This is a genomic window from Bdellovibrio svalbardensis (genome assembly GCF_029531655.1).
GTDB classification, from domain to species: domain Bacteria; phylum Bdellovibrionota; class Bdellovibrionia; order Bdellovibrionales; family Bdellovibrionaceae; genus Bdellovibrio; species Bdellovibrio svalbardensis.
Genome location: NZ_JANRMI010000001.1, coordinates 36,668 through 57,922, shown reverse-complemented (window position 1 = coordinate 57,922; position 21,255 = coordinate 36,668). Strand labels below are relative to the sequence as shown.

Below are 21,255 nucleotides of genomic sequence, written 5' to 3'. Positions count from 1 at the left end.
AGCTATTTTTTAGCCGGCATCATTTGCAGAAGTTGCGGAAGATTTTCCGTAATATAGCCATCAGCTTTAACTTTCGCGGCAATATCAAACTGTGACTGGCTTTCGATCGGTCCCAAGTAGATTCGCTTATGACGACGACGCATTTCTGTGATGATGTCGTCGTTAAATGCCGGACGCTTTAATATAGTGAACGGCGCAATAAAGACGTCGCCCTTATATTGAGTCGCAGGCAGGATGAACAGCGAATCAAAGCTCAACAAACGCATCAGATCCGGAACACTGGTCCCATAAACAAACACCGGCTTCAGATCTTTGATGGCGGACATCACTACCAAAGCATCGCTTTGAATCAATGTGCGATTGTCAGGTTTAAAATCTTTAATGGCTTCTACGACTGTGGTGTGCACGTCCGGCACATTGTCGACGACGTTCAAAACAAAGCGAGTTGTCGGAAATTTTTCGTAAAGTTCTTTAAGGGCCGGGGTGTCTTTATAGAACTCATTGATCTGTTCCCAAGAGTAATCCGACAATTTCCCGCCCTGCATAATTGGCACGGTTGGGTTGGCTTTTTGTTGCTCTGTTTTCAGATTCAAGAATTCGGCATCACGAGAAGGGGCTAAGATGTATGGGATATTTCCTTTGGAAATGCGGACATCCACCCAAATCACCGCATCGGATTTGAGCTTTAAGGCCTCATCAATTTTGGCCAAAGTGTTCGCCTTCACAATAACAATGGGAGTCTCTCCCGCGAAGAGGGGACTTTGAAAGTCAGGGAAAGTCTGTCCTAAACCCCAAATACGGGTGGTAAGGATAAGAAAACCTGTCATAACTAGGGTGATAACTGTGGCTAAAATAATTCTCATAGACCTCCGTATAGCACCCTAAGACTTTGAAAACAGCACCTTTTTTCAAAACCAACTGAAAGTTTACTGTCAGAATCTTAAATACGCTAAAATAAGGCGTATATCTTCTTGTTTTTCAATTAGCTTTCTATTAGATAACAGGGCTGTAATTGCGCGGCCAAAGAGTGGGCCTAAACAAGGTCAAAGACAGTCGAAACTAAAGTTCGGCAGGGAAATCATGAACAAAATCAATCGCAAACTCGAATATGCGTTAATGGCTTTAAAATACATGAGCCAGAAAATTCCAGGAGAGCTGACTTCCGCAAAAGAAGTCTCCGATGCTTTTCATACGCCTTTTGATGCGACAGCTAGAGTCATGCAGCAGATGGCACAGAAGGGTGCAATTCTTCGCGCCGAGTATGGAGCCAACGGTGGGTATCAAATTACTAAGGACCTCGCAAAAGTTTCTCTCCATGACCTCGTAGAGGTTATCGAAGGTCCAACGGCTTTGATGAAATGTATGAACAGTGAGGCTCCTTGCGACATTCACTCGACCTGCAACATTGTTTCTCCTTTGAAGAATTTGAATCACAAACTGACGGAATTCTATAAAAGCGTAAGCTTGAAAGACCTCCTCGTAGAAAAGAACACAGCAATGCCGATGAAGAAGACTGAGGTGGTTGTCCATGGATAATAAGAATAACAACTCCTCAAATGTTCTTGAGAGCTATGAATACAAATATGGCTTCGAGACAAATATTGAAACCGACGAAGTTCCACTGGGGTTGAATGAAGACATCATTCGTCTTATTTCTTCGAAGAAAAATGAACCTGAGTGGATGCTTGAGTACCGCTTGAAAGCTTATCGTCACTGGTTGACGATGGTTGAGCCTACGTGGGCCTTGGTTTCCTATCCAAAGATTGATTTCCAAGCAGTTCGTTACTATTCGGCTCCGAAAAAGAAATCAGAAGGCGATAAGCCGAAGTCGATTGAAGATTTGGATCCTGAATTGGTCAAAACTTTCGAGAAACTGGGCATTCCATTGAGTGAACAAAAACGTATCTCCGGCATTGCCGTGGACGTAGTGTTTGACTCAGTTTCCGTCGGTACCACTCATAATGAGGTGCTTGCGGAAGCGGGTGTGATTTTCTGTTCGATCTCGGAAGCGGTCAAAAATCACCCGGATCTTGTGAAAAAATATTTGGGCACAGTGGTGCCTTATACAGATAACTACTATGCAGCGTTGAATGCGGCAGTCTTCACGGATGGATCTTTCTGTTACATCCCTAAAGGAGTGCGCTGCCCAATTGACCTTTCAACTTACTTCCGTATCAACGCGAAAGACACGGGTCAGTTCGAAAGAACATTGTTGATCTGTGATGACGGTGGCTATGTGAACTATCTTGAGGGCTGTACGGCCCCTCAGCGTGACGAAAATCAACTTCACGCTGCTGTAGTAGAATTGGTGGCGTTGGATAACGCGGAAATCAAATACTCCACAGTGCAAAACTGGTACACGGGCGACAAAGAAGGTCGTGGTGGTATCTATAATTTCGTGACGAAACGTGGAAAGGCAGCTGGTAAGAACTCTAAGATTTCATGGACTCAAGTGGAATCAGGTTCTGCGATCACTTGGAAATATCCATCTTGTATCTTGCAGGGGGATGGATCTGAAGGTGCTTTCTACTCGGTGGCACTGACTCATGATTTGATGCAAGCGGATACTGGCACAAAGATGATTCATATTGGTAAGAATACCAAGAGCACGATCATCTCTAAGGGTATTTCTACGGACAGGTCTTCAAACTGCTATCGTGGTCAGGTGAAGATTATGCCTTCTGCAGAAAATGCGCGTAACTACTCACAGTGTGATTCAATGCTGGTGGGTGATAAGTGCAGCGCAAGTACTTACCCATATATTGAAGTGAAAAACAAAACAGCGACGCTAGAGCATGAGGCGACGACTTCACGTATCAGTGAAGATCAGATCTTCTATTTGCAATCTCGTGGCTTGGATATGGAAAAAACAATTTCGATGCTTGTAAACGGATTCTGTAAAGAAGTTTTCAAAGAACTTCCTCTTGAATTCGCTGTGGAAGCCGTGAAGTTGATCGAAATGAAATTGGAAAATTCAGTCGGTTAATCCGACAAAGGTAATGAATATGTTAGAAATTAAAAACCTCCATGCACGTGTAGAAGAAAAAGAAATCCTTAAAGGCCTTAACCTGACTATTAAAGCCGGTGAAGTTCATGCCATCATGGGACCTAACGGTTCTGGCAAGTCTACTTTATCTAAAGTTTTGGCTGGTCATCCAGCGTACGAAGTGACTGAAGGAACTGTAAACTATGAAGTGAACTTCATGATGAAAAACCTTTTGGAGCTGGCTCCGGATGAAAGAGCCAAAGAAGGTATCTTCCTGGCGTTCCAATATCCAATTGAAGTTCCAGGTGTTTCGAACTTCACATTCTTGCACACCGCTTTTAACTCTGTTCTTCAACATCAGGGTTCAGAGCCGATGCCTGAAGGGGAGTTCCGCGAATTCCTCGTGCAAAAATTGAAACTTGTCAGCATGAAGCCTGAATATTTGGATCGCCCAGTGAACACTGGTTTCTCTGGCGGTGAAAAGAAGAAGAATGAAATCCTGCAAATGGCGGTTCTATCACCGCGTTTGGCATTGCTTGATGAGACGGATTCAGGTCTTGATATCGATGCTCTTCGTGTGGTTTCCGACGGTGTGAACAAGCTTCGTCGCAAAGACAATGCGATTGTTATGGTGACTCACTACCAACGTCTTTTGGACTATATCAAACCTGACTACGTGCACGTTCTTTTGAACGGCAAGATTGTTGAGACGGGCGATAGCTCTTTGGCTTTGAAGCTTGAAGACAAAGGCTACGACTGGTTGATCAACTAGGGCTCGGTGAAAAAGGCCCATCCGACTGCGTTGTCGGGCCTTATCTTCCTCTTCGGCGTACATAGAGTACGCCTCCGTTGCAGATAAGACCCTCCGCCTTGCGGCTGAACCTTTTTGATCGACCCTAATATTGAGGGAAAATTATGAATTTGCTTTCAGCATACGAAAAATTCAATCAGGCCCATCCGGCGCAAGGAGCTCTTGCTTCTTACCGTCAGGCGGCTTTTGATTATGCTTCTAAAAAAGGTCTTCCGACTCGTAAAGACGAAGACTGGCACTATACGAGTGTTAAGGTCTTAGGTGAAAAAGAGTTCACACCCAGCGCAGTGAACCCCATGGAGCCTAGCCATGAAACCTTGCTTGAGATCAAAAAGATCTTAAACCCTGATTTTGTTAACGTGGTTTTCTTCAATGGTGTTTTGAACAGAACTTTGTCGAATGATCTTCCGACGGGATTCACGTTGCGTGAACTTTCCGAATATCCAGCGATGTTTCACGATACCTTTGATGCCCTGAATGGCGCCTACATGACAAAGCCCTTTGCTTTGAATGTAACTAAGGAAACCTCTGTGGAAAAACCTGTGAATTTCGTGTTTTTCACTTCCAGCGAAGGCGGTCCGGCGTTGATGATCCACCCACGCATTCGTTTGGATGTAGGGACAAGATCTTCCGTGAAGGTTTTGGAAAGTCATTACGGTCAGGGTGCCGCTTACTTTGTTAATTCCGTTTTTGATTTGCATGTTGCAGACAGTGCGACAGTGACTTATGCGCGCATACAGGCGGAAAACGATTCGGCTATCAATATTGGTCGCACGCGCATCACTTTGGGAAAAAATGCAAATTTGCAAAGCCTGGTGCTGGCAACGGGCGCATCACTTTCCCGCCACAGCCTTGAGGTTTTGCTAAAAGGTCATGGTGCGAATGCAGATGTTTTGGGTGTCTATGCGGTGAAGGGATCTCAACACGCCGACAATACGACGGTGATTGATCATCAAGTTGGAGAGTGCAATACGAACCAACTTTACAAAGGCATTTTGGACGATGAATCGAAGGCTGTTTTCTGTGGAAAAGTTCTTATTCAAAAGGACGCGCAAAAAGCAAACTCGGCACAGTTGAACAACAATTTGTTGCTCAGTTCAAAAGCTGAAGCCGACAGTAAGCCAAGTCTTGAAATCTACGCGGACGACGTTAAAGCGGCACATGGATCGACCGTGGGCCAATTGAACCGCGAAGAATTGTTCTATTTGTTGTCTCGCGCAATTCCTAAAGACAAAGCGATGCAGATGCTTAGTTATGGTTTCCTGTCTGAAGTGATTTATAAAATTTCTGACGAGGATATTCAGAAATGGCTTTCTCGCCACTTGGATGAAGCGTTCAAACGTCTTCATGTGGAGTCATTGAAATGAGCTCGATGAACGATTTTTTTGCCAAAGTTCGCGGGGAGTTCCCCGCTCTCACTCAAAAGGTGCATGGTAAAAATTTGTCTTACTTGGATAGCGCGGCGACCTCTTTGAAGCCAAAGTCTGTCATTGATCGCATCACGCATTTTTATTCTTATGAAACTTCCAATGTGCACAGAGGTGCCCATTACCTGGGTGATGTGGCGACCCAAGCTTTTGAGAGTGCCCGTCACAAGGTGGCTGGTTTCCTGGGCGCGGCCAGTTCTGATGAGATCATCTTTGTGCGGGGAACCACCGAAGGTGTCAATCTGATTGCCCAGACCTTCGGACTTATTTCAGTCAAAGAAGGCGATGAAATTCTGATCACAGAGATGGAACATCACGCGAATATCGTTCCCTGGCAAATGCTGGCCGAAGAAAAGGGTGCGAAAGTTATTGCGGCAGGGATCTTGGATAATGGTGAGCTTGATCTTGAAGATTTCAAGAGGAAGCTGACTAATAAAACAAAGATTGTGTCCTTCACAGCATGCTCCAACACTCTGGGTACGAATAACGACATGAAGTTATTGACCAAGCTCGCACATGATGTTGGTGCCAAAGTTGTGATCGACGGGGCGCAGATTGTTTCGCAAGCTCCAGTGAACGTCCAAGACATTGATTGTGATTTTTTTGTTTTCTCTGCCCATAAACTTTTCGGACCTTTTGGTTTTGGGGTTGTTTATGGCAAGAAGGCTCTTCTTGAAACAATGCCTCCTTACCAAGGAGGCGGTAGTATGATCGCGAAGGTCACGATTGCTAAAACGACCTACAATGATGTGCCTTTCCGTTTTGAAGCGGGGACGCCACATGTTGAGGGTGCGGTTGGTTTGCACGCGGCTATTGATTTTATTGAAACCATTGGCTTCGATAAAATTCATGCCTATGAGATGGAACTATTGAAGGTCGCGACTGAAAAATTGTCTGCAATCCCAGATCTGAAAATTTTCGGAACTGCTGCGAATAAAGGTCCGATTATTTCATTTAATCTGAAGGGCGCTCACCATTCCGACGTAGGTCAGATCCTTGACCAGGAAGGTGTGGCGGTTCGAGCGGGGCACCATTGCACTCAGCCTTTGATGGCAAGACTTGGGGTTCCTGGCACCGTACGTGCCTCTTTTTCTGTGTATAATAATTATGATGATATTGATGCCTTAGTGAAAGCCGTAGTGAAGGCTCGGGAGATGTTACTATGAGTACCCAAGATGTTTTGATCCGCATTCAAGCAACACCGAATCCAAATGCTTGGAAGTTCGTTATGGACCGCCCGGTTTTGAACGATGGTAAAGCGACTTATGCTGATGCTGCGGAAGCAGAGCAAAGCATGCTAGCCAGCGCTTTGTTCCAAGTTGAGGGAGTTCGCCAAGTTCACTTTTTTCAAAATGTGATCACAGTGACTCATAACTTCGATGCAGATCCAGAAGAGCTGCAGAAGAATGTTGTCGCGGTCATTCAAACGAGAATGCCAGCGCACAATCCAAATCAGACCCAAGCGGATGAAAAGAAACTGCGCAGAGCCTCTTTGCCTCCTGAAGTTCAAAGAATTGAAGAGATCTTGGATGAAACCGTTCGTCCAGGTCTGCAAGGTGACGGTGGCGACTTGGATGTTGTGAAATACGAAGACAATAAATTGTGGGTCTTCTATCAAGGTGCTTGTGGAACTTGCCCAAGCGCGACTTCTGGAACTTTGATGGCCATCGAAGGAATTTTAAGAGACCAGTTCAATCCTGAGATTGAAGTGATTCCCATGTAATAGTGTCCAGACACAGATCGATATTTTTTGCGGAAAGTAAAATAGCATGATTTCGGTCATGCTATTTCCGTGGGAGATATGCCATCTTTTACGTCATGGATACACATGACGTAAATTGCAATCCCGATGAAGCATCATTAAAGAGCTTTTTTCTTGGCCCTCAGTCAGAAAATGCAGATTGGGTCCGCCAGGAATTGATTTCCATCTTGGATCATTGGTTTCAGTGGCGACAAGACATCTTTCCAGAAGATGGAAAGGCCATCTCCAGGCAAGATCAAAAATCCCCTGAGTTTCTAAAAAGACGTTCTAGTACTCATAATGCCCTTGAAAATTTATGCGTCAGGTTTGAGCAGGAAATTCCCCAGTTTTCTCCGCGCTACATAGGACATATGTATTCGGAAATTTCTTTGCCCGCTTTGTTTGGACATTTCATTGCATTGTTGCACAACCCGAACAACATCTCGACGGAAGCGGCGAAGGTCGGTGCATATATCGAGGATGAAGCCATTGAAAAATTAGCACAGATGCTGGGATATGGTAAAGGCCAAGCAACCGGGCACTTCACCAGTGGTGGAACTGTGGCGAACATCGAAGCCCTATGGCGGGCTCGCTACCGGGTTGATCACTTTATTTCCTTGGGATGCTGGTTGAACTTAAACACCACGGAAAAACTATCGGTGGTGCAAGCGGCACACATGGGCTGGGAACGCTATAATTCCTATCTTGATCAATATCAGATTCCAGAAAATGAATTGCGGAAGTACAGCGCCGTGGCTAACAGCCCTTGGCAGGTCATGGCTGTTTATCAAAAGGCATTCGCTATCAATTACTCAGGCCCTGTCGTCTTAGTTCCAAATTCTAAGCACTATTCGTGGATGAAAGGTGTTTCATTGCTGGGCTTGGGCGAGGAGGCTTTCTGGCCTGTCAATCTGGATCGCAATGGAATTTTGGACATCAATGATTTGAAGAAAAAAATTGAGAAAGCGAACAGCGAGAGTCGTCCGGTGATGATGGTTGTCTCTGTCGGTGGAACGACAGAACTGGGCGAATTTGATCCCATTCATCTGGTGCAGGACGTTTTGGATTCTTATCTAAAAACTCTGCGCCTGGATATTTGGCATCATGTTGATGCGGCTTATGGTGGATATTTCTGCAGCATGATTGGTGATACGGAAAGTGATGTTGATGATGTCGTGATGCAGGCCCTGGGGGCGATTGGAAGAGTGAATTCAGTCACTTTGGATCCTCACAAGTTGGGTTATGTCCCTTATGCTTGTGGAGCAATCATAGTCCGAGATCTTTTGAACTACCGAGTATCTGCCTTTGATGCCAAATACATTCAATCACCGGATCACAGCGTGGATCGTTGGATGAAGACTCTTGAGGGTTCGCGAAGTGCCTCGGGCGCGACCGCCACCTGGATGACTGGGCACACCATTGGTTTTGATAATAACGGCTATGGAAAAATATTGAAACGAACTATTGCCGGTAGAAATAAGATCAAAGACCTAATGAAAGAAAGCAATTCGTTGGTGAAGGTTCTCGAGGTTCCTGGGTTGAACCTTCTATCTTTATCATTTATTGGAGAATCCAAAAGCTTAAAGCAAGTAAATCAACAGACGGCGAAGCTTGTGGAGAAAATCAATGAGAGCAACCGATTTATTGTTTCAAAAACCTTCCTAAAACGCCCTGAATATGAGGAGCTGATACAGTCGGCTGCAAAGGATTGGAATCTCGAAGTGGATGATTCAGGTTTGGTGCTATTGCGCCTGACAGTCATGAATCCATTCTTTTTGAACAAGGAATCAAATGCTGATTATCCCGCTGAGTTTACGCAACTGGTGCGGGAACTATCTGTGAATCTATCAGGCAATTAAAGGTGCTATTTACGGCGTCCATGGAAGGCTTCAACTCCCAAGTTTTCCTCGGCGGCTTGTTGCATTTGCGGAGCAACAGCCTCCCATGTGTCTTCCGGACGACTTGTGATAACCGCAGAGCCACCCAGTTGCACGCCACTGGCTATGACAGAGCTTTGCAAGGCGATGAGACTTTGTTTCTCTTTGGAAAAACCACTTACGATGAGTTTCACTTCGATGGTCTTGCCAGCAGTGACGTTCGGGAAGCTATCGCTGAGATCGCCCTCAAGAACTTCCACACCTTCCGGCAAAGTCCAGGAGTAAGTGACTTCGCTCTGGGCATTTTGCTGAAGTGTGATTTTTCCAATCAAAGTCACTTCCGCATCACTAGATTCTGGGATGGCTTTCTCAGTGGAAAGTTCTACTTTCAAAGCTGCCAGATGCTTGGCGGATTCCTGCGGAATCCATTTTGCTTTATGAGTGCTCGCGGGATTGCGACTTGGTGTTTTTTGCAGCAAAGCCATGCCCGTGATCCCCAAAAGAAGCCCTGTTGCTGCGATGACTATCGCTCTGAACCGCATAGTTCCACTCCATTCATCTTCAAAGTGTAAGTTGCTTTGCCATTAAGAGCCGCAGCACTTTTATTATAGGCATTGATTTTAATGTCGATGATGTACCAGCCGGAAGGTTGGTTTGCCATAGAAACAGTTTCCACTCCGCCGTCTAGGGAGGCGATTCGCCGACTTTGGTTGGCGATTGAAGAGGTGCTGTATTTTCCAATGTAGTAGTCTTCAAAATAGACATAATCTTTTTTATACACAATCAGATCTAGATCCAACGTTTGTGTTCCGGTGTTACTATAGGTCAATGCAATGGATTCACTTTGCGATCCATTGTGATAGTACAAATAGAAGTTATTGCTCATCTGTGGATTGGATCTTGGCACATCGGCAAAGTTCACTTCAGGCGCCGGGTTGTCAAATTTGAAAGTGCAGCTGCCGCCAGTCGAAAGATAGTGGGCATAATCCACTGTCGTCACTTTCTGAGTTTCATCCGCTAAAATGGCGTTCCACTTCGTCTTGCTTGCGACTGTGGTATTGATATTCAAAAGGTAATTGAAAAGACCCATGTTTGAAATCGGATAGGTTCCTGTGTTGCGCAGACTTGTGCTGACAGGATTGCTACGATCTTTTCCGGAATTGTTTTCCCCAGAGAAGGTCGTCCAAATATCTTTGAAAATAATTCCACCACCATACTTTGCAGTATCGTAAAGTTGATCACCGGCGCGGCTTGATTTGTAAAGAGTGCGAGAAATCGAAAGTTCCCTGAATAGCCCTGTGTCTTCCGGATCCTGGTCAATCCTGTCATAAGTTGCAGAGCGTGGATTTGCAGTCAGGTCAAAGGCAATACCAATTTTTCCATTGGCATCGGCGGCACTGGATTTATATCCAATGGTATCGACATAATAGCGAAGGCGTATATCGCTGGGAATTTGATCATTGCCATTTAAGACAGCGGCTTGGAAATAGTTCGCCCATCCTTCACTCCACGCCAAACGTGGATCAATGATGAAGTTTCCGTTATGGGAACCCCCGGGCGAAACAGAGTTGCCATAGTTGTCTTCCAGGAAGTGCGCGTATTCATGCAAAATGACGGAGTCATCGAATTGATCGGTATCCGCATTTTTCACATCACCGTTAGCGCCGCCTAAGATGTAAAGCTTGTTAGTACCCATCCCGTAAAACGAAAGATTGGCGCCGTCTGTAGAGAAATAGCTGCGTGGATTGAATCCCGCTTTCCAATAAGCTGTGACTTTATCAGCCACCCACCACTGCCCAGCTACTGTTGAAGGAACGCCGTTGCCATCAAGGATGTTTTTACCAATTTGGTCGCGGATGTATTCATTGGCCAAAAGGATATCAAATAAAATATTAAATGCCGCACCTTCAATCTTAGTGGACAGATGTTCATCGGCCTGGGCAAAGACTGGAGTGCTCGTGAGATCTTTCGTGCCCGCAGTGATGTCGGCAGCACTGATCGTAAAGTCTTTTGAAATTGAATAGGGTTGATTGGCGTAAGTGTCTTCCAAAACACTTGCGCGAAGAAACTGATTGTAAGCGCGCGAGAAGACTTTCAGTGTGAAAGTACCTGCTGTTTTCGGCAGATTAAACTTTGCAGTTCCTGTGGTGTCCGTTTCGCCCTGCTGAATTCGGTTTCCTGCGGAGTCATAAATGTGAAATTCCGCAAATGGAATTGGCAATGCTGAGCCTGAGGCCACCACATCACGCAGTCCGTTTAAAGTAGGTGTCGAAGGGCTGAAGACGAGCGCGCGATAAAGGAACTTGGCTTTCATCTGGACGGCAATGGGATTTGCGATCACCGTTGGGGTGGCCTTGTATTCTGGTTCTGATGTTGCTGGACCGCTCGAGGCAAAGTCTCCCGCGACCAAACCCTGTCCACAACCCGTGAATAAAAATGTGATCGCGGTGAAAAACACCACCCAGAACAGTCGCAAATCCATGAAGAACTTATCGGACTTAGGTAAACTCTGCTGTATGTGAGCGACAGGAGTTTCATGAGAAATGTTTAATGGAAAATGTCGAAGTTATTTTCAGGACCGTATCAAGTTGAGAAAGCTGGTGGGGAAATAAAAAAAGGCAAAAAAAAAGGCTCGAAGGCCACTCTGAAAAGTAAACCCAGTAGCTAAGGTGGGTGACCATTATAACGACTTTAGGCTTCTCAGTACGAGCTGAGCTTGCTCACCATCATCAGGGACAGTCCCCAAAAATATGCTTGTAAGGTTTATTTTCGATGAGCTTTACGCCGTCGAACCCTAGAAACAATACTAGCATAATCTTATTTCCCGTCAATCGAACCGGACTCTTACTTTTCGGCAAAGCACCGATAAATTGCTTATGACGCCTCAAAAGTTAGATTTTATTTTTCCTTTCGTCGTTTTTTTCTATGGACTGTTTATGGTGTTTGTGTTGGAAAACCCTTATCTGGTGCGCATCGGTGAAGAGCGCATGGGAGCGGCATTCCAAAACCTCGCTCGTCATAAAAGTTTGGGCTGGGTGTGTTTCTTTGTGGGTGGCGTTTGGGCTGCACAAAACATCTGGTATTCTTCATTATAATTCCTTGAAATTGTGTGTCCGGAGCGGGCCTGGCGGGCCGGCTCTTTGACTCTGAATGTATTGACTCCGAAGGTGGCTCCCATTAGCTTGAGCCCCAATGTCCGATAGCTCAAACACTCCAAATCAGCCTCTTCGTAAATCAGATTTTAGTGCCCAAATTTCTTTGGGTGAAAATGTGCTTGCGGAAAAATCCAACGAGCCCTCAGTACTTTCTGTTGAGCAATTGAATATTTATATTAAACAGCTGTTAGAGGGCCAAGTTGGTCAGGTGTGGGTGCGCGGGGAGCTTTCAAATTTCAAAGCGCATACTTCCGGGCATTTCTATTTCAGTTTAAAAGATTCTAAATCCCAGATCATGGCGGTGATGTTTCGCGGGAATAATGCCCGTTTGAAATTCAAGCCCACTGACGGCATGGAAGTCATTCTGCGCGGACGTATCACGGTTTATGAACCGCGCGGGAACTATCAGTTGATGTGTGACATGATGGAGCCGGTGGGTGCGGGGGCTTTGCAAAAAGCTTTCGAACAACTCAAGGTGAAGTTGAAGTCAGAAGGTCTTTTCGAGGCGACAAGAAAACGTCCTATCCCGACATTTCCTCGCCATATCGCCATTGTGACTTCGCCAACAGGTGCGGCAATTCGCGATATCATCAATGTTCTTTCGCGCAGAGCAAAGTCTATTCAAGTCACGGTTGTGCCGACAGTTGTTCAGGGTGAGGGCGCGGCTTTAAAAATCAGCGAGGCCTTGTTGAAGGCCACGACTCTGCCAGGCGTGGATGTGATTATCGTTGGGCGTGGCGGGGGATCCATTGAAGACATGTGGTGCTTCAATGACGAAAAACTGGCAAGACAAATTGCGGCCAGCCCCATTCCGGTTATTTCAGCAGTAGGACACGAGATTGATTTTACGATTGCTGACTTTGTGGCGGATCTTCGTGCGCCGACTCCATCGGCCGCGGCAGAGCTGGTAGCGAAAAGTTCATCAGAACTTTCAAACAAAGTAAAAGCGGCAGAGCGCATGCTGCATATGTCTTTTGAGAAAAAGATGAAGTATCTGCGTGAAAAGATGCTGGGTCTTTCTAAACGCTTAGTGGATCCGCAACGTCGCCTGCAGGATCTTGAACTGCGCAACGATGACCTGTTGACTCGTCTTGAGTTGGCGATGAATCGTGTCGTCGCTGTCCGTAAGCATCGTGTGGAGCTTTTGCAGCAAAAGCTGGGCAGTCCGCAAAATTTGATCGATCGTAAGAAAAAGGAATTGGAATATTTCTTCGCGCGATCTGAGAAGGCTTTGTTGTACTCTATCGAAAAGAAGAAGGCGCGGCTAAGTCGTGTGATGGCCATGCTGGACAGTATGAGTCCGCTCAAAGTTGTTGAGCGTGGCTATTCAATTGTAACCAAGAATAATGAAGTTATTAAATCAGCAAGCCAAGTGAAGAAGGGCGACATGCTCGATATTCGATTGGCGCAAGGTTCACTAACGGCTGTTGTCGATACAGTGGCTGAAACAGTGAAGAAGGATTAAAGATGGATTTCGAAAAGAAACTCGGACGTCTTGAAGAGATCGTTCAGAAAATGGAAAAAGGCGATTTGGCCTTGGAAGATTCTTTGAAATTGTTTGAAGAGGGCGTAAAGCTTTCTCGTGAATGTCATTCACGTCTGAATGAAGCGGAAACCAAAGTAAAAATCTTGATGAGTGTGGATGCCAACGGCAATCCTGTAACTAAAGACTTCACACCAGAGGACAATTAGTTTGGATTTGGCTATTCAGCTTGAGCAGGAAATGGCTTTGCGAGTGCAAACTGTGAATCAGTTTGTGGAAAAATACCTGTCTGATATGGATCTTCCCAAGGGGCAGGCCATTGCAGAACTTCGGAAGTCCATGCTGTATTCAGCTACGAATGGCGGCAAACGCTTTCGTCCGGTTTTGTCCTTACTGGTTGCAGAGCTTTTTAATTGTCCGGTGCAGAAGGTTCTTCCTTTTGCCACGGCTGTGGAGTTCATCCACACCTATTCTCTGATTCACGACGATCTGCCGTGCATGGATAACGATGACATCCGTCGTGGTAAACCGACCAATCACAAAGTTTTCGGTGAAGACTTCGCTCTCTTGGCTGGGGACGCCCTGTTGACGGAAGCGTTCATGCTTCTTGCCAAGAACTACAGTGATAGCGGTTTTTTGATCGGACGTCTGACTGAATTGCTTTCCGATGCGGCAGGTTTACGTGGGATGGTTGGCGGTCAAGCCATTGATCTTCGTGCCGGCCACAAGCCCATGTCTTTGGAAGAGCTGACTCATTTGCACCGTCTAAAAACGGGCGCTTTGATTCGTCTGTCCGTCGAGGGTGCTGCCACAATTGCAGGTGCGAAGCCTTCTGAAATTGAAAGTCTGAAAAAATTTGGTGAAGGTTTGGGTTTGGCATTCCAGGTAGCTGACGATGTTTTGGATCACGGCGAAAAGGATCAAGACGTGCGCAGCTTCACTGGAATTTTGGGTCTTGATGGAACCAAAGAGTATTTGCAAAAAATCAGTAAAGAAACTCTCGCGGAACTTCATAAGGTTTCGGCTGAAGCGCCAATGTTGGAATATCTCATCAATTTTAATCAGAATCGCCAAGTTTAAGGAAGCCGTATGGCAAAGACTCGTTTAGATCTCTATCTCGTGGAAAAGGGTTTCGCATCTTCGCGGACTCATGCTCAGGAGTTGATCGAAGCGGGTCAGGTTTTCCTCGAGCAAGGTACCCAAAAGAAACCACTTAAAAAATCAAGTTTGGCAGTTGAGCCTGGAATGGCCGGCAATATCATTGTTGAATTGGGTCCCGCCAATCGCTATGTCTCACGCGGTGGCCTGAAGCTTGAGGGAGCATTGGCACATGTTGGTCTTTCCGTGAAAGGTCTGCAAGCTTTAGATGTTGGCATTTCAACGGGTGGATTTACAGACTGCTTGCTTCAACAGGGTGCTGACTTTGTTCTGGGTGTAGATGTCGGTCATGGACAAGTTAGTGTCATGCTCAAAGATCATCCGAAGCTAAAAGTATTAGAAGGTGTGAACGCGAGAGCTCTATCCCAAGAGGATAGAGTTTTGGCTTTAACTCCTTCACAGAAGTTTGATCTTATTGTCATGGACGTTTCATTTATCTCCATTGAGCTGATCATTCCTGAGCTTGCGACTTTCCTAAAGCCCACTGGCCATTTGTTGAGTCTTGTAAAGCCTCAGTTTGAAGTCGGCGTTGACGGGCTGGCTAGGGGTGGTATCGTCAAGGATGTTTCTCTCTATGCAAAAGTCGAAGAAAAGATCAAATCCTGCTGTGCAAATCACGGCTTTGAAGTGAAAGACTATTTTGCATCTTCCATCGAAGGAAAGGATGGCAATCATGAGTTCTTTGTTTTCGCAAAAAAATCTGCGAGCAAATAAGAGTTGGTTCCTGGCGTTACTGGTTTTGGCGGGCTGCCAATCAGTTCGTACCAGAGAAGACATTCGTAAAAGCACTCAACCTTCTTCATCGCATCCATCAACTTCGGCACCTTCGGCTCCGCGCGAGCAACAGCAACCCACTCCAGTACCTGTAACTCAATCAGAGAATATTCCACAGACAACAGAAATGGCGCCACCTCCTTTGCCGGCTCCAGTGATTCCGGCTTTGCCAAAAATTGGAATTATCCTGGGCGCGGGCGGGGCCAAAACTTATGCACACATCGGCTTTTTGCATGAGCTCGCGAAATTCAAGGTTCCAGTCTATGCCATTGGGGGCATTGAGTTGGCGACGCCGATGGCGGCATTGTATGCAAACCGTGAGTTGGCTAACGATGTCGAGTGGCAGATGTTCAAACTTAAAGATGATCAGGTTGTGAAGAAGAGCCTTTTGGGCTCGGTTCATAAAAACAACGAAGTATCTCTGTTGAAAGATTTTGCGAACACGGCATTTAACAAAGCAAAGGTGGAAGATTTTAAGCTTCCGTTTGCATGTCCCTCTTACAACATGAAAAAGAACCAGGTGTTCTTGATGAATCGCGGAAGCCTCGAGCAGATTCTTTATTTCTGCATGGCTTATCCGCCTTTCTTTCAACCTTACCAAGGGAATATCAGTGCCATTCGGGATGTCACTGCTTTGGCCAATTATCTGCGTTCAAAAGGTGCCAACTACATCGTTCTCGTGAACGTATTGCAACCACCAGGAGGGGCTAAACCCTTCACTTTGGACACCTCAGCAACTGATAATGTATTATGGAGTGAGATCTCGGGCGTGTATAATAAGCCTTTGCCAGGAGTCGACAGTGTGATCTCGCTGGACACTTCTGAGTATGGTATTATGGATTTCGATAAACGCCGTGAGATCATGAACAAGGGCGCAGAATCGGCGGCCAAACAATTGAAATCATTGACGCGTAAATGGGGCATATAGGAGCAACGATGAGAAAACCAATCTACGACATGAGTATTTTTGCAGAGAGAAGAAGAAAAATTGGACAAGAGATCCAAGGTGGAGCCTTGGTAGTTGCTGCTCACCCGGAATTGATTCGCAACCATGATGTGCATTTCCCATATCGTCAGGATTCGAATTTGTTTTACCTCACCGGATGGGAAGAGCCAGATTCGATCTTGATCTATCGCCCAGGTTTGAAACCAGAAACGGTAATGTTCACACGTCGTAAAGACGTTGAAAGAGAAACGTGGGATGGATTCCGTTATGGACCGGAAGGTTGCGAACGTGAATTCAAAATCGAGAAATGCTACCCAATCGACGAATTTGAAAAAGTCGCTCCGCAACTTTTGAAAGAAGTGGACCGCGTTTACTATCGTCAGTTTAAAAACAAAGAAGTTGATGAGAGAATGCAAACAGTTCTGGAAACTGTGAAAGCCCTTCAGGGCCGCACTGGTTACGGTTTGCTGACTATTCATGATGCTGACACTTTGATCGGTGAGCACCGTTTGGTGAAATCAGAATATGAACTGACACAATTGCGCGAGGCTTGCGAAATCTCCGCACAGGCGCACTTGGCAGCGATGCGTTTCACTCGTCCAGGCGTGAATGAACGCCAGGTTCAGGCTGTTTTGGCTCATCATTTCTACATGAAGGGGTCAGCGCGTGAAGGTTACGGCTTCATCGTGGCATCAGGAAATTCGGCGACGACTTTGCATTACAATTTCAACGATCAAGTCTGCAAAGATGGTGATCTTCTTTTGATTGATGCGGGTGCAGAGTACAACTATTACACCGGTGACATCACCAGAACTTATCCAGTGAATGGTAAGTTCACGGATGAGCAAGCGCGTGTCTATGAGGCTGTATTGAAAGTTCAAAAGGCGATCATCGACTTTATCAAACCAGGTGTGGTGTTTAAAGAATTGCATGATATGGGAACATCGATGCTAACGGACGCAATGTTGGAACTGGGATTGCTTTCTGGTCGCAAAGAAGACTTGATCCAAGCTCTTGCACAGAAGAAGTACTATCCACATGGTATCGGTCACTGGTTGGGGATGGATGTTCATGATTCAGGGCTTTACTTTAAAAAAGGCGAGCCTCGCCCTTTGGAAGCGAATATGTGCTTCACTGTTGAGCCAGGCTTGTACATCCCTGCGGATGATACATCAGCACCTCAGAAGTATCGTGGAATCGGTATCCGTATCGAAGACAACATTCGTGTGACGTCTCACGGAACTGAAAACATGACCACTTCAGTACCAAAAGAAATCTCTGACATCGAAAAAGTTGTCGGCAAGAACTAAACTGAATTAAATGAAAATAAAAGCCCGCTCAATGATGTTGAACGGGCTTTTTTTATTTTTAGAATTAGCGATCAAATTAGATAAAGCGATGTGACAACCAACCACTGGATTGCGCGTGTTGCGCCAGTTCGGCCTCTGTCTTAAAGAGTTTGTCGTCGCGAGAAGCAGCGCTGACAGCCAGGCTTAAATGAGTTGCTGATTGCAGAAGCTGGAAATCACCCATGGTGTTGCCGCTGGCAAAGAACGGCTTCTTCCCACCGGTTCTTTCAAGCAAAGCATCTACCTTGCCCTGTTTGTAAGTCACAGTTCCCTTTTGCTGTTCAGTGATGACACCGTTGATCTGGATGGTTTCTACACCCAGAACATCCTCATATTTAAGACCCAACAGAGCCGCGCCAGGCTCCACTGCCCACTTCACTGAGGCGGTGATGATGTAGACCTGAACTCCTCGGGAAAGAAACAGCTCGATCAGTTTTTTCTGTTCTGAAAAGACAGGAACTGGAGAGATTCCTTTTAAGGAATCCTTCGCCCACTCATGAACTGTTTTAAGTTCTTGGCTTTGACAGATTTGAGCTAGCCAAAGGTAGGCCTCGACCGGATTAGCGGCTTTCAAAGTCTCATAGTGTTCCCACGGATTATTGGGGAGTTGCACAAGTTTGTTATCAATCTGGTGGTGGAAAAAGCTTTCTCCCAAATCGATATCCCACAAGGTTCCATCCGCGTCGAAGGCTGCAACAGGATGCGAATCTGATTTTAAAACCTCATCAAGTGTCGAATGAAGGCGCGTCCAAATGTCTTGGGAATAGTCTTTGTATTTCATGCTCTCTTAGTATGAAATAGGATCAGTAAATTGACAAGGGGAGCCCCGCGACCATGAGCCTCTATTGCAAAGTAATTTTGGCAGAAGACCTGCAAGAAATCCTGGATCTTGAAAACAAAAAATTGCAGGAAGCATATCCCGATGAAATGGAGCGCATGATAGCAGGCTGGAACTCCAAGTTTCGCCTTGAAGCTCTGAATCACTATATTCCAATGGGCTGGAGTTTTCTGGCCAGAGACAGTGAAACTCATAAACTAATGGGCTATTTCATTGCGCAGCCATTATTATTTCTAGACGGTCAAACTCAGTCTCTTTGGGTTGAGCATGTTCAGCATTGTTCATTGCAAGCCCGCGATGAGTTGTGTGAGTTGGCGTATAAACTGGGCCGCGAAAAACATCTACAACGTGTCTACTTCCCGCAGGAAAATGGAGTGCCTAACTCTGTAAGCGGCTTTAAGCCTGAGACATGGAAGCCTGGGACGATTTCTGTGAAGACTACAAAAGGGTGATCTTATGAAAAATTTCTCTTTCGCCAATCGAATCCAAAATATTGGAAAAATGAAAACACAAGAATTTGACCTTGTGATCATTGGAGGAGGAATTAACGGTGCCGGAGTCGCGCGTGATGCTTCGGCTCGTGGCATGAAAGTCGCTTTGATTGAAACCAGAGACTTCGCTTCTGGGACTTCTTCCAAGTCCAGCAAACTTATTCATGGTGGCATCCGCTATCTGGAAAATCTGGAGTTTAAATTAGTTTTCGAAGCTTTGAATGAACGCACGAAGTTGTTCGAAATGGCACCGCACTTAGTGCATCCTTTGCGCTTTATGATTCCCTTGTATCAGGAAAGCCGAGTGGGAATGTTCAAAATGGGCCTTGGGATGTGGCTCTATGATGCCTTGTCTTTGTTCCAAACTCCGGAGATGCATGAACGCTGCAGCTCGAAGGAATCCTTGGCAAGAATGCCAGCTTTGCGTGAAACAAATCTTGTAGGCTCTTATATCTACTCTGATGCCTATATGGATGATGACCGCCTTGTGATTGAGACTTTACGCTCTGCCAATGAAAATGGGGCGATTTGTGCGAACTATATAAAAGCCAGTGGCGCCCAGTTTGGCAGCGATGGAAAGATTTCCGCTGTTCTTTGTGAAGATCAAGTGGGCGGAGAAAAATTTGCCATTAAAGCCCGCCATGTGATCAGCTCTGTCGGCCCTTGGACCGATGAGGTTGGTCAGAATCTTTTGAAGGATTGGAAAAAAATTCTTCGTCCAACCAAAGGGGTCCATCTCACCTTGCCAAAACATCGCCTGCCGCTTTCAAGTGCGGTGGTGATGGGAGCGGAAAAAGAAGATCGCATTGTTTTTGGTATCCCTCGTCACGAGATGATTATCATTGGGACGACGGACACAGACTATAAAGAAGCTCCAGAAAACGTTACGACCACCCCTGAAGATGTGAAATATTTGTTGGATATCACCCATCAATATTTCCCGGGTGCGAAAGTGACAGCGCAGGATATTATTGCAACTTATGCAGGGGTGCGACCTCTGGTAAATGATGGATCATCCAGCGAGGGTAAAACCAGCCGCGAACATACGATCATCAATGATCATCGAGGAGTCACTTTTGTGGCGGGTGGTAAATATACGACCTATCGCTTGATGTGCCAACAGACTGTGGAAAAGGCTCTGGAATTCTTCTCGATGGAAGAAAAGATTAAGTTCGCGAGACCGGATACAACTTTACCGTTGAACGATTACACGGGCGTTGAAAACTTCCAACAGGCGCAATCTTTGGTCTACAGTTGGTCTTCTGAATTGGCTCGTTCTGCAGAAGATCTGCAGCAGCTCGTAGACAGATATGGCAAAGAAGCCGAAGTGATTTGCAGTAAATACAGCGAAAGCTATAGCTACTGGCAGCTTGAAGCCGCTCAAGCTATCGACAATACTATGTGTCTTCATTTACGCGACTTCTATGCTCGACGCGTGCATCTCTTCCTGGCGGATCGCCATCATGGTGTGAAGTATATGGATGAAATCGGCAAGGTCTTTCAGGAAAAAATGGGATGGACGGATTCTCGATTGAACGATGAAAAGAAAATGCTGAATGAGTATATGGCTCACGAATTAGAGTGGAAGAAGCACCTCTAAAAACTTCTTCCACGATCTCAATCGGGTTTAATCATCACCAGGTCTTTTAATATTTTTGCGTGGCACGATTTGGTTTTGATAACCGATGTCACCGAAGTGCTCTTTGGCGGCCTTGTTATAGGCTTTGGCTGCTTCTAGTTCTGTTTCAAAAGTTCCCAATGCAATGCCTTTGCCGTTGATCCGAATACTTGCGCGCCATTTTTTCTGTTTTGCAGAGTAAGAAACGCCTTTGAATTGAGAGCTTTTTTCTCCTCTGGTTTTGGGCAGCAGACGCTGACGTTCTGCCATCGTGCAGACGATCAAGTTGGATTTGCGATAATCAAGACCGTCTTGGAATCGTCTGGGATAGACCATCTTTCCTTTGGGTGGGTTCATTAGAAACTGTCCAAGTGACAGCACGCGATTGCCTTTTTCAGTTACGATGGTCGTGACTACCTTAAGTCGTCCCGACTCTTTTTGCAGGACACGCCATGTATGCTGCATAACTCGAGCAGAATCTTCCTTGTCTATTTTTACTTTGTGCCCTTTGTTGAGGGTGAGGTAGCACCAGTCCCTGGTCGTCGGCGTTTCAGTCATTTGATGAGGTCCTATTCTGAGGGTCAGTTAATAGCTACCAGTT

General features: G+C 45.8%; 21 protein-coding genes and 1 other RNA gene. 16 read left to right on the top strand and 6 right to left on the bottom strand.

Annotated elements, in window-relative coordinates:
• Window positions 1-2: 2 nt before the first annotated feature.
• Window positions 3-863 (bottom strand): PI-PLC domain-containing protein, encoded by an 861-nt coding sequence (locus NWE73_RS00280; RefSeq protein ID WP_277576264.1) that lies wholly within the window; start codon window positions 861-863, stop codon window positions 3-5.
• A gap of 217 nt (window positions 864-1,080) precedes the next feature.
• Between NWE73_RS00280 and NWE73_RS00275 the strand changes: the two genes are divergently transcribed.
• From NWE73_RS00275 to NWE73_RS00245, 7 genes are all read left to right on the top strand, one after another.
• The gene (locus tag NWE73_RS00275) at window positions 1,081-1,536 is read left to right on the top strand and encodes an RrF2 family transcriptional regulator (protein ID WP_277576263.1); all 456 of its coding nucleotides are present in this window, start codon (window positions 1,081-1,083) and stop codon (window positions 1,534-1,536) included.
• Entirely contained in the window at window positions 1,529-2,986 is a 1,458-nt protein-coding gene (sufB, locus tag NWE73_RS00270; RefSeq protein ID WP_277576262.1) for a Fe-S cluster assembly protein SufB, read from the top strand. Before NWE73_RS00275 ends, sufB begins: the two co-directional genes overlap by 8 nt.
• 19 nt (window positions 2,987-3,005) lie before the next feature.
• Window positions 3,006-3,758, top strand: coding sequence for a Fe-S cluster assembly ATPase SufC (gene sufC, locus NWE73_RS00265; protein WP_407652928.1), 753 nt, complete (start codon window positions 3,006-3,008; stop codon window positions 3,756-3,758).
• A gap of 143 nt (window positions 3,759-3,901) precedes the next feature.
• On the top strand, window positions 3,902-5,164 hold the full coding sequence (gene sufD / locus NWE73_RS00260; RefSeq protein WP_277576260.1) for a Fe-S cluster assembly protein SufD: 1,263 nt from the start codon (window positions 3,902-3,904) through the stop codon (window positions 5,162-5,164).
• Window positions 5,161-6,390, top strand: a complete 1,230-nt coding sequence (locus NWE73_RS00255; RefSeq protein WP_277576259.1) for an aminotransferase class V-fold PLP-dependent enzyme — start codon at window positions 5,161-5,163, stop codon at window positions 6,388-6,390. The genes sufD and NWE73_RS00255 overlap by 4 nt, the downstream gene beginning before the upstream one ends.
• Window positions 6,387-6,947 carry a NifU family protein gene (locus NWE73_RS00250; RefSeq protein WP_277576258.1) on the top strand — a complete coding sequence of 187 codons (561 nt, stop codon included), beginning with the start codon at window positions 6,387-6,389 and terminating at the stop codon, window positions 6,945-6,947. The genes NWE73_RS00255 and NWE73_RS00250 overlap by 4 nt, the downstream gene beginning before the upstream one ends.
• Window positions 6,948-7,336: 389 nt before the next feature.
• The gene (locus NWE73_RS00245) at window positions 7,337-8,824 is read left to right on the top strand and encodes a pyridoxal phosphate-dependent decarboxylase family protein (protein WP_277576257.1); all 1,488 of its coding nucleotides are present in this window, start codon (window positions 7,337-7,339) and stop codon (window positions 8,822-8,824) included.
• A 5-nt stretch (window positions 8,825-8,829) separates the two neighbouring features.
• Here NWE73_RS00245 and NWE73_RS00240 read toward each other — a convergent pair whose 3' ends face one another.
• The 3 genes from NWE73_RS00240 to ssrS all read right to left on the bottom strand — a co-directional run bounded on the left by NWE73_RS00240 (window position 8,830) and on the right by ssrS (window position 11,641).
• Window positions 8,830-9,384, bottom strand: a complete 555-nt coding sequence (locus NWE73_RS00240) for a hypothetical protein (protein WP_277576256.1) — start codon at window positions 9,382-9,384, stop codon at window positions 8,830-8,832.
• Window positions 9,366-11,324 carry a hypothetical protein gene (locus NWE73_RS00235; protein WP_277576255.1) on the bottom strand — a complete coding sequence of 653 codons (1,959 nt, stop codon included), beginning with the start codon at window positions 11,322-11,324 and terminating at the stop codon, window positions 9,366-9,368. The genes NWE73_RS00240 and NWE73_RS00235 overlap by 19 nt, the downstream gene beginning before the upstream one ends.
• Before the next feature lie 141 nt (window positions 11,325-11,465).
• Window positions 11,466-11,641: non-coding RNA, 6S RNA (gene ssrS / locus NWE73_RS00230), on the bottom strand.
• Between the two features lie 77 nt (window positions 11,642-11,718).
• Between ssrS and NWE73_RS00225 the strand changes: the two genes are divergently transcribed.
• From NWE73_RS00225 to NWE73_RS00195, 7 genes are all read left to right on the top strand, one after another.
• Window positions 11,719-11,937: a hypothetical protein gene (locus tag NWE73_RS00225; RefSeq protein ID WP_277576254.1), complete on the top strand. Its 219-nt coding sequence runs from the start codon at window positions 11,719-11,721 to the stop codon at window positions 11,935-11,937.
• 97 nt (window positions 11,938-12,034) lie between these two features.
• A complete protein-coding gene (gene xseA, locus NWE73_RS00220) occupies window positions 12,035-13,462 on the top strand; it encodes an exodeoxyribonuclease VII large subunit (RefSeq protein ID WP_277576253.1) in 1,428 nt (475 codons plus the stop codon).
• 2 nt (window positions 13,463-13,464) lie between these two features.
• Complete coding sequence (locus NWE73_RS00215) at window positions 13,465-13,689, top strand: exodeoxyribonuclease VII small subunit (RefSeq protein ID WP_277576252.1); 225 nt, start codon at window positions 13,465-13,467, stop codon at window positions 13,687-13,689.
• Between the two features lies 1 nt (window position 13,690).
• Window positions 13,691-14,560: a polyprenyl synthetase family protein gene (locus tag NWE73_RS00210; RefSeq protein WP_277576251.1), complete on the top strand. Its 870-nt coding sequence runs from the start codon at window positions 13,691-13,693 to the stop codon at window positions 14,558-14,560.
• 9 nt (window positions 14,561-14,569) lie between these two features.
• Complete coding sequence (locus NWE73_RS00205; protein WP_277576250.1) at window positions 14,570-15,352, top strand: TlyA family RNA methyltransferase; 783 nt, start codon at window positions 14,570-14,572, stop codon at window positions 15,350-15,352.
• Entirely contained in the window at window positions 15,312-16,340 is a 1,029-nt protein-coding gene (locus NWE73_RS00200) for a patatin-like phospholipase family protein (protein ID WP_277576249.1), read from the top strand. Before NWE73_RS00205 ends, NWE73_RS00200 begins: the two co-directional genes overlap by 41 nt.
• 8 nt (window positions 16,341-16,348) lie before the next feature.
• Window positions 16,349-17,668: an aminopeptidase P family protein gene (locus tag NWE73_RS00195; RefSeq protein ID WP_277576248.1), complete on the top strand. Its 1,320-nt coding sequence runs from the start codon at window positions 16,349-16,351 to the stop codon at window positions 17,666-17,668.
• 76 nt (window positions 17,669-17,744) lie between these two features.
• Here NWE73_RS00195 and NWE73_RS00190 read toward each other — a convergent pair whose 3' ends face one another.
• Window positions 17,745-18,488 (bottom strand): HAD family hydrolase, encoded by a 744-nt coding sequence (locus NWE73_RS00190; RefSeq protein ID WP_277576247.1) that lies wholly within the window; start codon window positions 18,486-18,488, stop codon window positions 17,745-17,747.
• Between the two features lie 53 nt (window positions 18,489-18,541).
• Here NWE73_RS00190 and NWE73_RS00185 point away from each other — a divergent pair, with 53 nt between their 5' ends.
• Complete coding sequence (locus tag NWE73_RS00185) at window positions 18,542-18,997, top strand: hypothetical protein (RefSeq protein ID WP_277576246.1); 456 nt, start codon at window positions 18,542-18,544, stop codon at window positions 18,995-18,997.
• A gap of 4 nt (window positions 18,998-19,001) precedes the next feature.
• Entirely contained in the window at window positions 19,002-20,636 is a 1,635-nt protein-coding gene (locus NWE73_RS00180) for a glycerol-3-phosphate dehydrogenase/oxidase (protein ID WP_277576245.1), read from the top strand.
• 27 nt (window positions 20,637-20,663) lie between these two features.
• On the opposite strand, the gene NWE73_RS00175 is transcribed toward NWE73_RS00180, so the two are convergent.
• Window positions 20,664-21,119 carry an AP2 domain-containing protein gene (locus NWE73_RS00175; RefSeq protein ID WP_277576244.1) on the bottom strand — a complete coding sequence of 152 codons (456 nt, stop codon included), beginning with the start codon at window positions 21,117-21,119 and terminating at the stop codon, window positions 20,664-20,666.
• Window positions 21,120-21,255 lie beyond the last annotated feature (136 nt).

Excerpts from the sequence above, each read along its gene's own strand:
- NWE73_RS00280 (WP_277576264.1), bottom strand. The coding sequence starts at position 863 with ATGAGAATTATTTTAGCCACAGTTATCACCCTAGTTATGACAGGTTTT.
- NWE73_RS00275 (WP_277576263.1), top strand. The coding sequence starts at position 1,081 with ATGAACAAAATCAATCGCAAACTCGAATATGCGTTAATGGCTTTAAAA.
- sufB (WP_277576262.1), top strand. The coding sequence starts at position 1,529 with ATGGATAATAAGAATAACAACTCCTCAAATGTTCTTGAGAGCTATGAA.
- sufC (WP_407652928.1), top strand. The coding sequence starts at position 3,006 with ATGTTAGAAATTAAAAACCTCCATGCACGTGTAGAAGAAAAAGAAATC.
- sufD (WP_277576260.1), top strand. The coding sequence starts at position 3,902 with ATGAATTTGCTTTCAGCATACGAAAAATTCAATCAGGCCCATCCGGCG.
- NWE73_RS00255 (WP_277576259.1), top strand. The coding sequence starts at position 5,161 with ATGAGCTCGATGAACGATTTTTTTGCCAAAGTTCGCGGGGAGTTCCCC.
- NWE73_RS00250 (WP_277576258.1), top strand. The coding sequence starts at position 6,387 with ATGAGTACCCAAGATGTTTTGATCCGCATTCAAGCAACACCGAATCCA.
- NWE73_RS00245 (WP_277576257.1), top strand. The coding sequence starts at position 7,337 with ATGTATTCGGAAATTTCTTTGCCCGCTTTGTTTGGACATTTCATTGCA.
- NWE73_RS00240 (WP_277576256.1), bottom strand. The coding sequence starts at position 9,384 with ATGCGGTTCAGAGCGATAGTCATCGCAGCAACAGGGCTTCTTTTGGGG.
- NWE73_RS00235 (WP_277576255.1), bottom strand. The coding sequence starts at position 11,324 with ATGGATTTGCGACTGTTCTGGGTGGTGTTTTTCACCGCGATCACATTT.
- NWE73_RS00225 (WP_277576254.1), top strand. The coding sequence starts at position 11,719 with ATGACGCCTCAAAAGTTAGATTTTATTTTTCCTTTCGTCGTTTTTTTC.
- xseA (WP_277576253.1), top strand. The coding sequence starts at position 12,035 with ATGTCCGATAGCTCAAACACTCCAAATCAGCCTCTTCGTAAATCAGAT.
- NWE73_RS00215 (WP_277576252.1), top strand. The coding sequence starts at position 13,465 with ATGGATTTCGAAAAGAAACTCGGACGTCTTGAAGAGATCGTTCAGAAA.
- NWE73_RS00205 (WP_277576250.1), top strand. The coding sequence starts at position 14,570 with ATGGCAAAGACTCGTTTAGATCTCTATCTCGTGGAAAAGGGTTTCGCA.
- NWE73_RS00200 (WP_277576249.1), top strand. The coding sequence starts at position 15,312 with ATGAGTTCTTTGTTTTCGCAAAAAAATCTGCGAGCAAATAAGAGTTGG.
- NWE73_RS00195 (WP_277576248.1), top strand. The coding sequence starts at position 16,349 with ATGAGAAAACCAATCTACGACATGAGTATTTTTGCAGAGAGAAGAAGA.
- NWE73_RS00190 (WP_277576247.1), bottom strand. The coding sequence starts at position 18,488 with ATGAAATACAAAGACTATTCCCAAGACATTTGGACGCGCCTTCATTCG.
- NWE73_RS00185 (WP_277576246.1), top strand. The coding sequence starts at position 18,542 with ATGAGCCTCTATTGCAAAGTAATTTTGGCAGAAGACCTGCAAGAAATC.
- NWE73_RS00180 (WP_277576245.1), top strand. The coding sequence starts at position 19,002 with ATGAAAAATTTCTCTTTCGCCAATCGAATCCAAAATATTGGAAAAATG.
- NWE73_RS00175 (WP_277576244.1), bottom strand. The coding sequence starts at position 21,119 with ATGCAGCATACATGGCGTGTCCTGCAAAAAGAGTCGGGACGACTTAAG.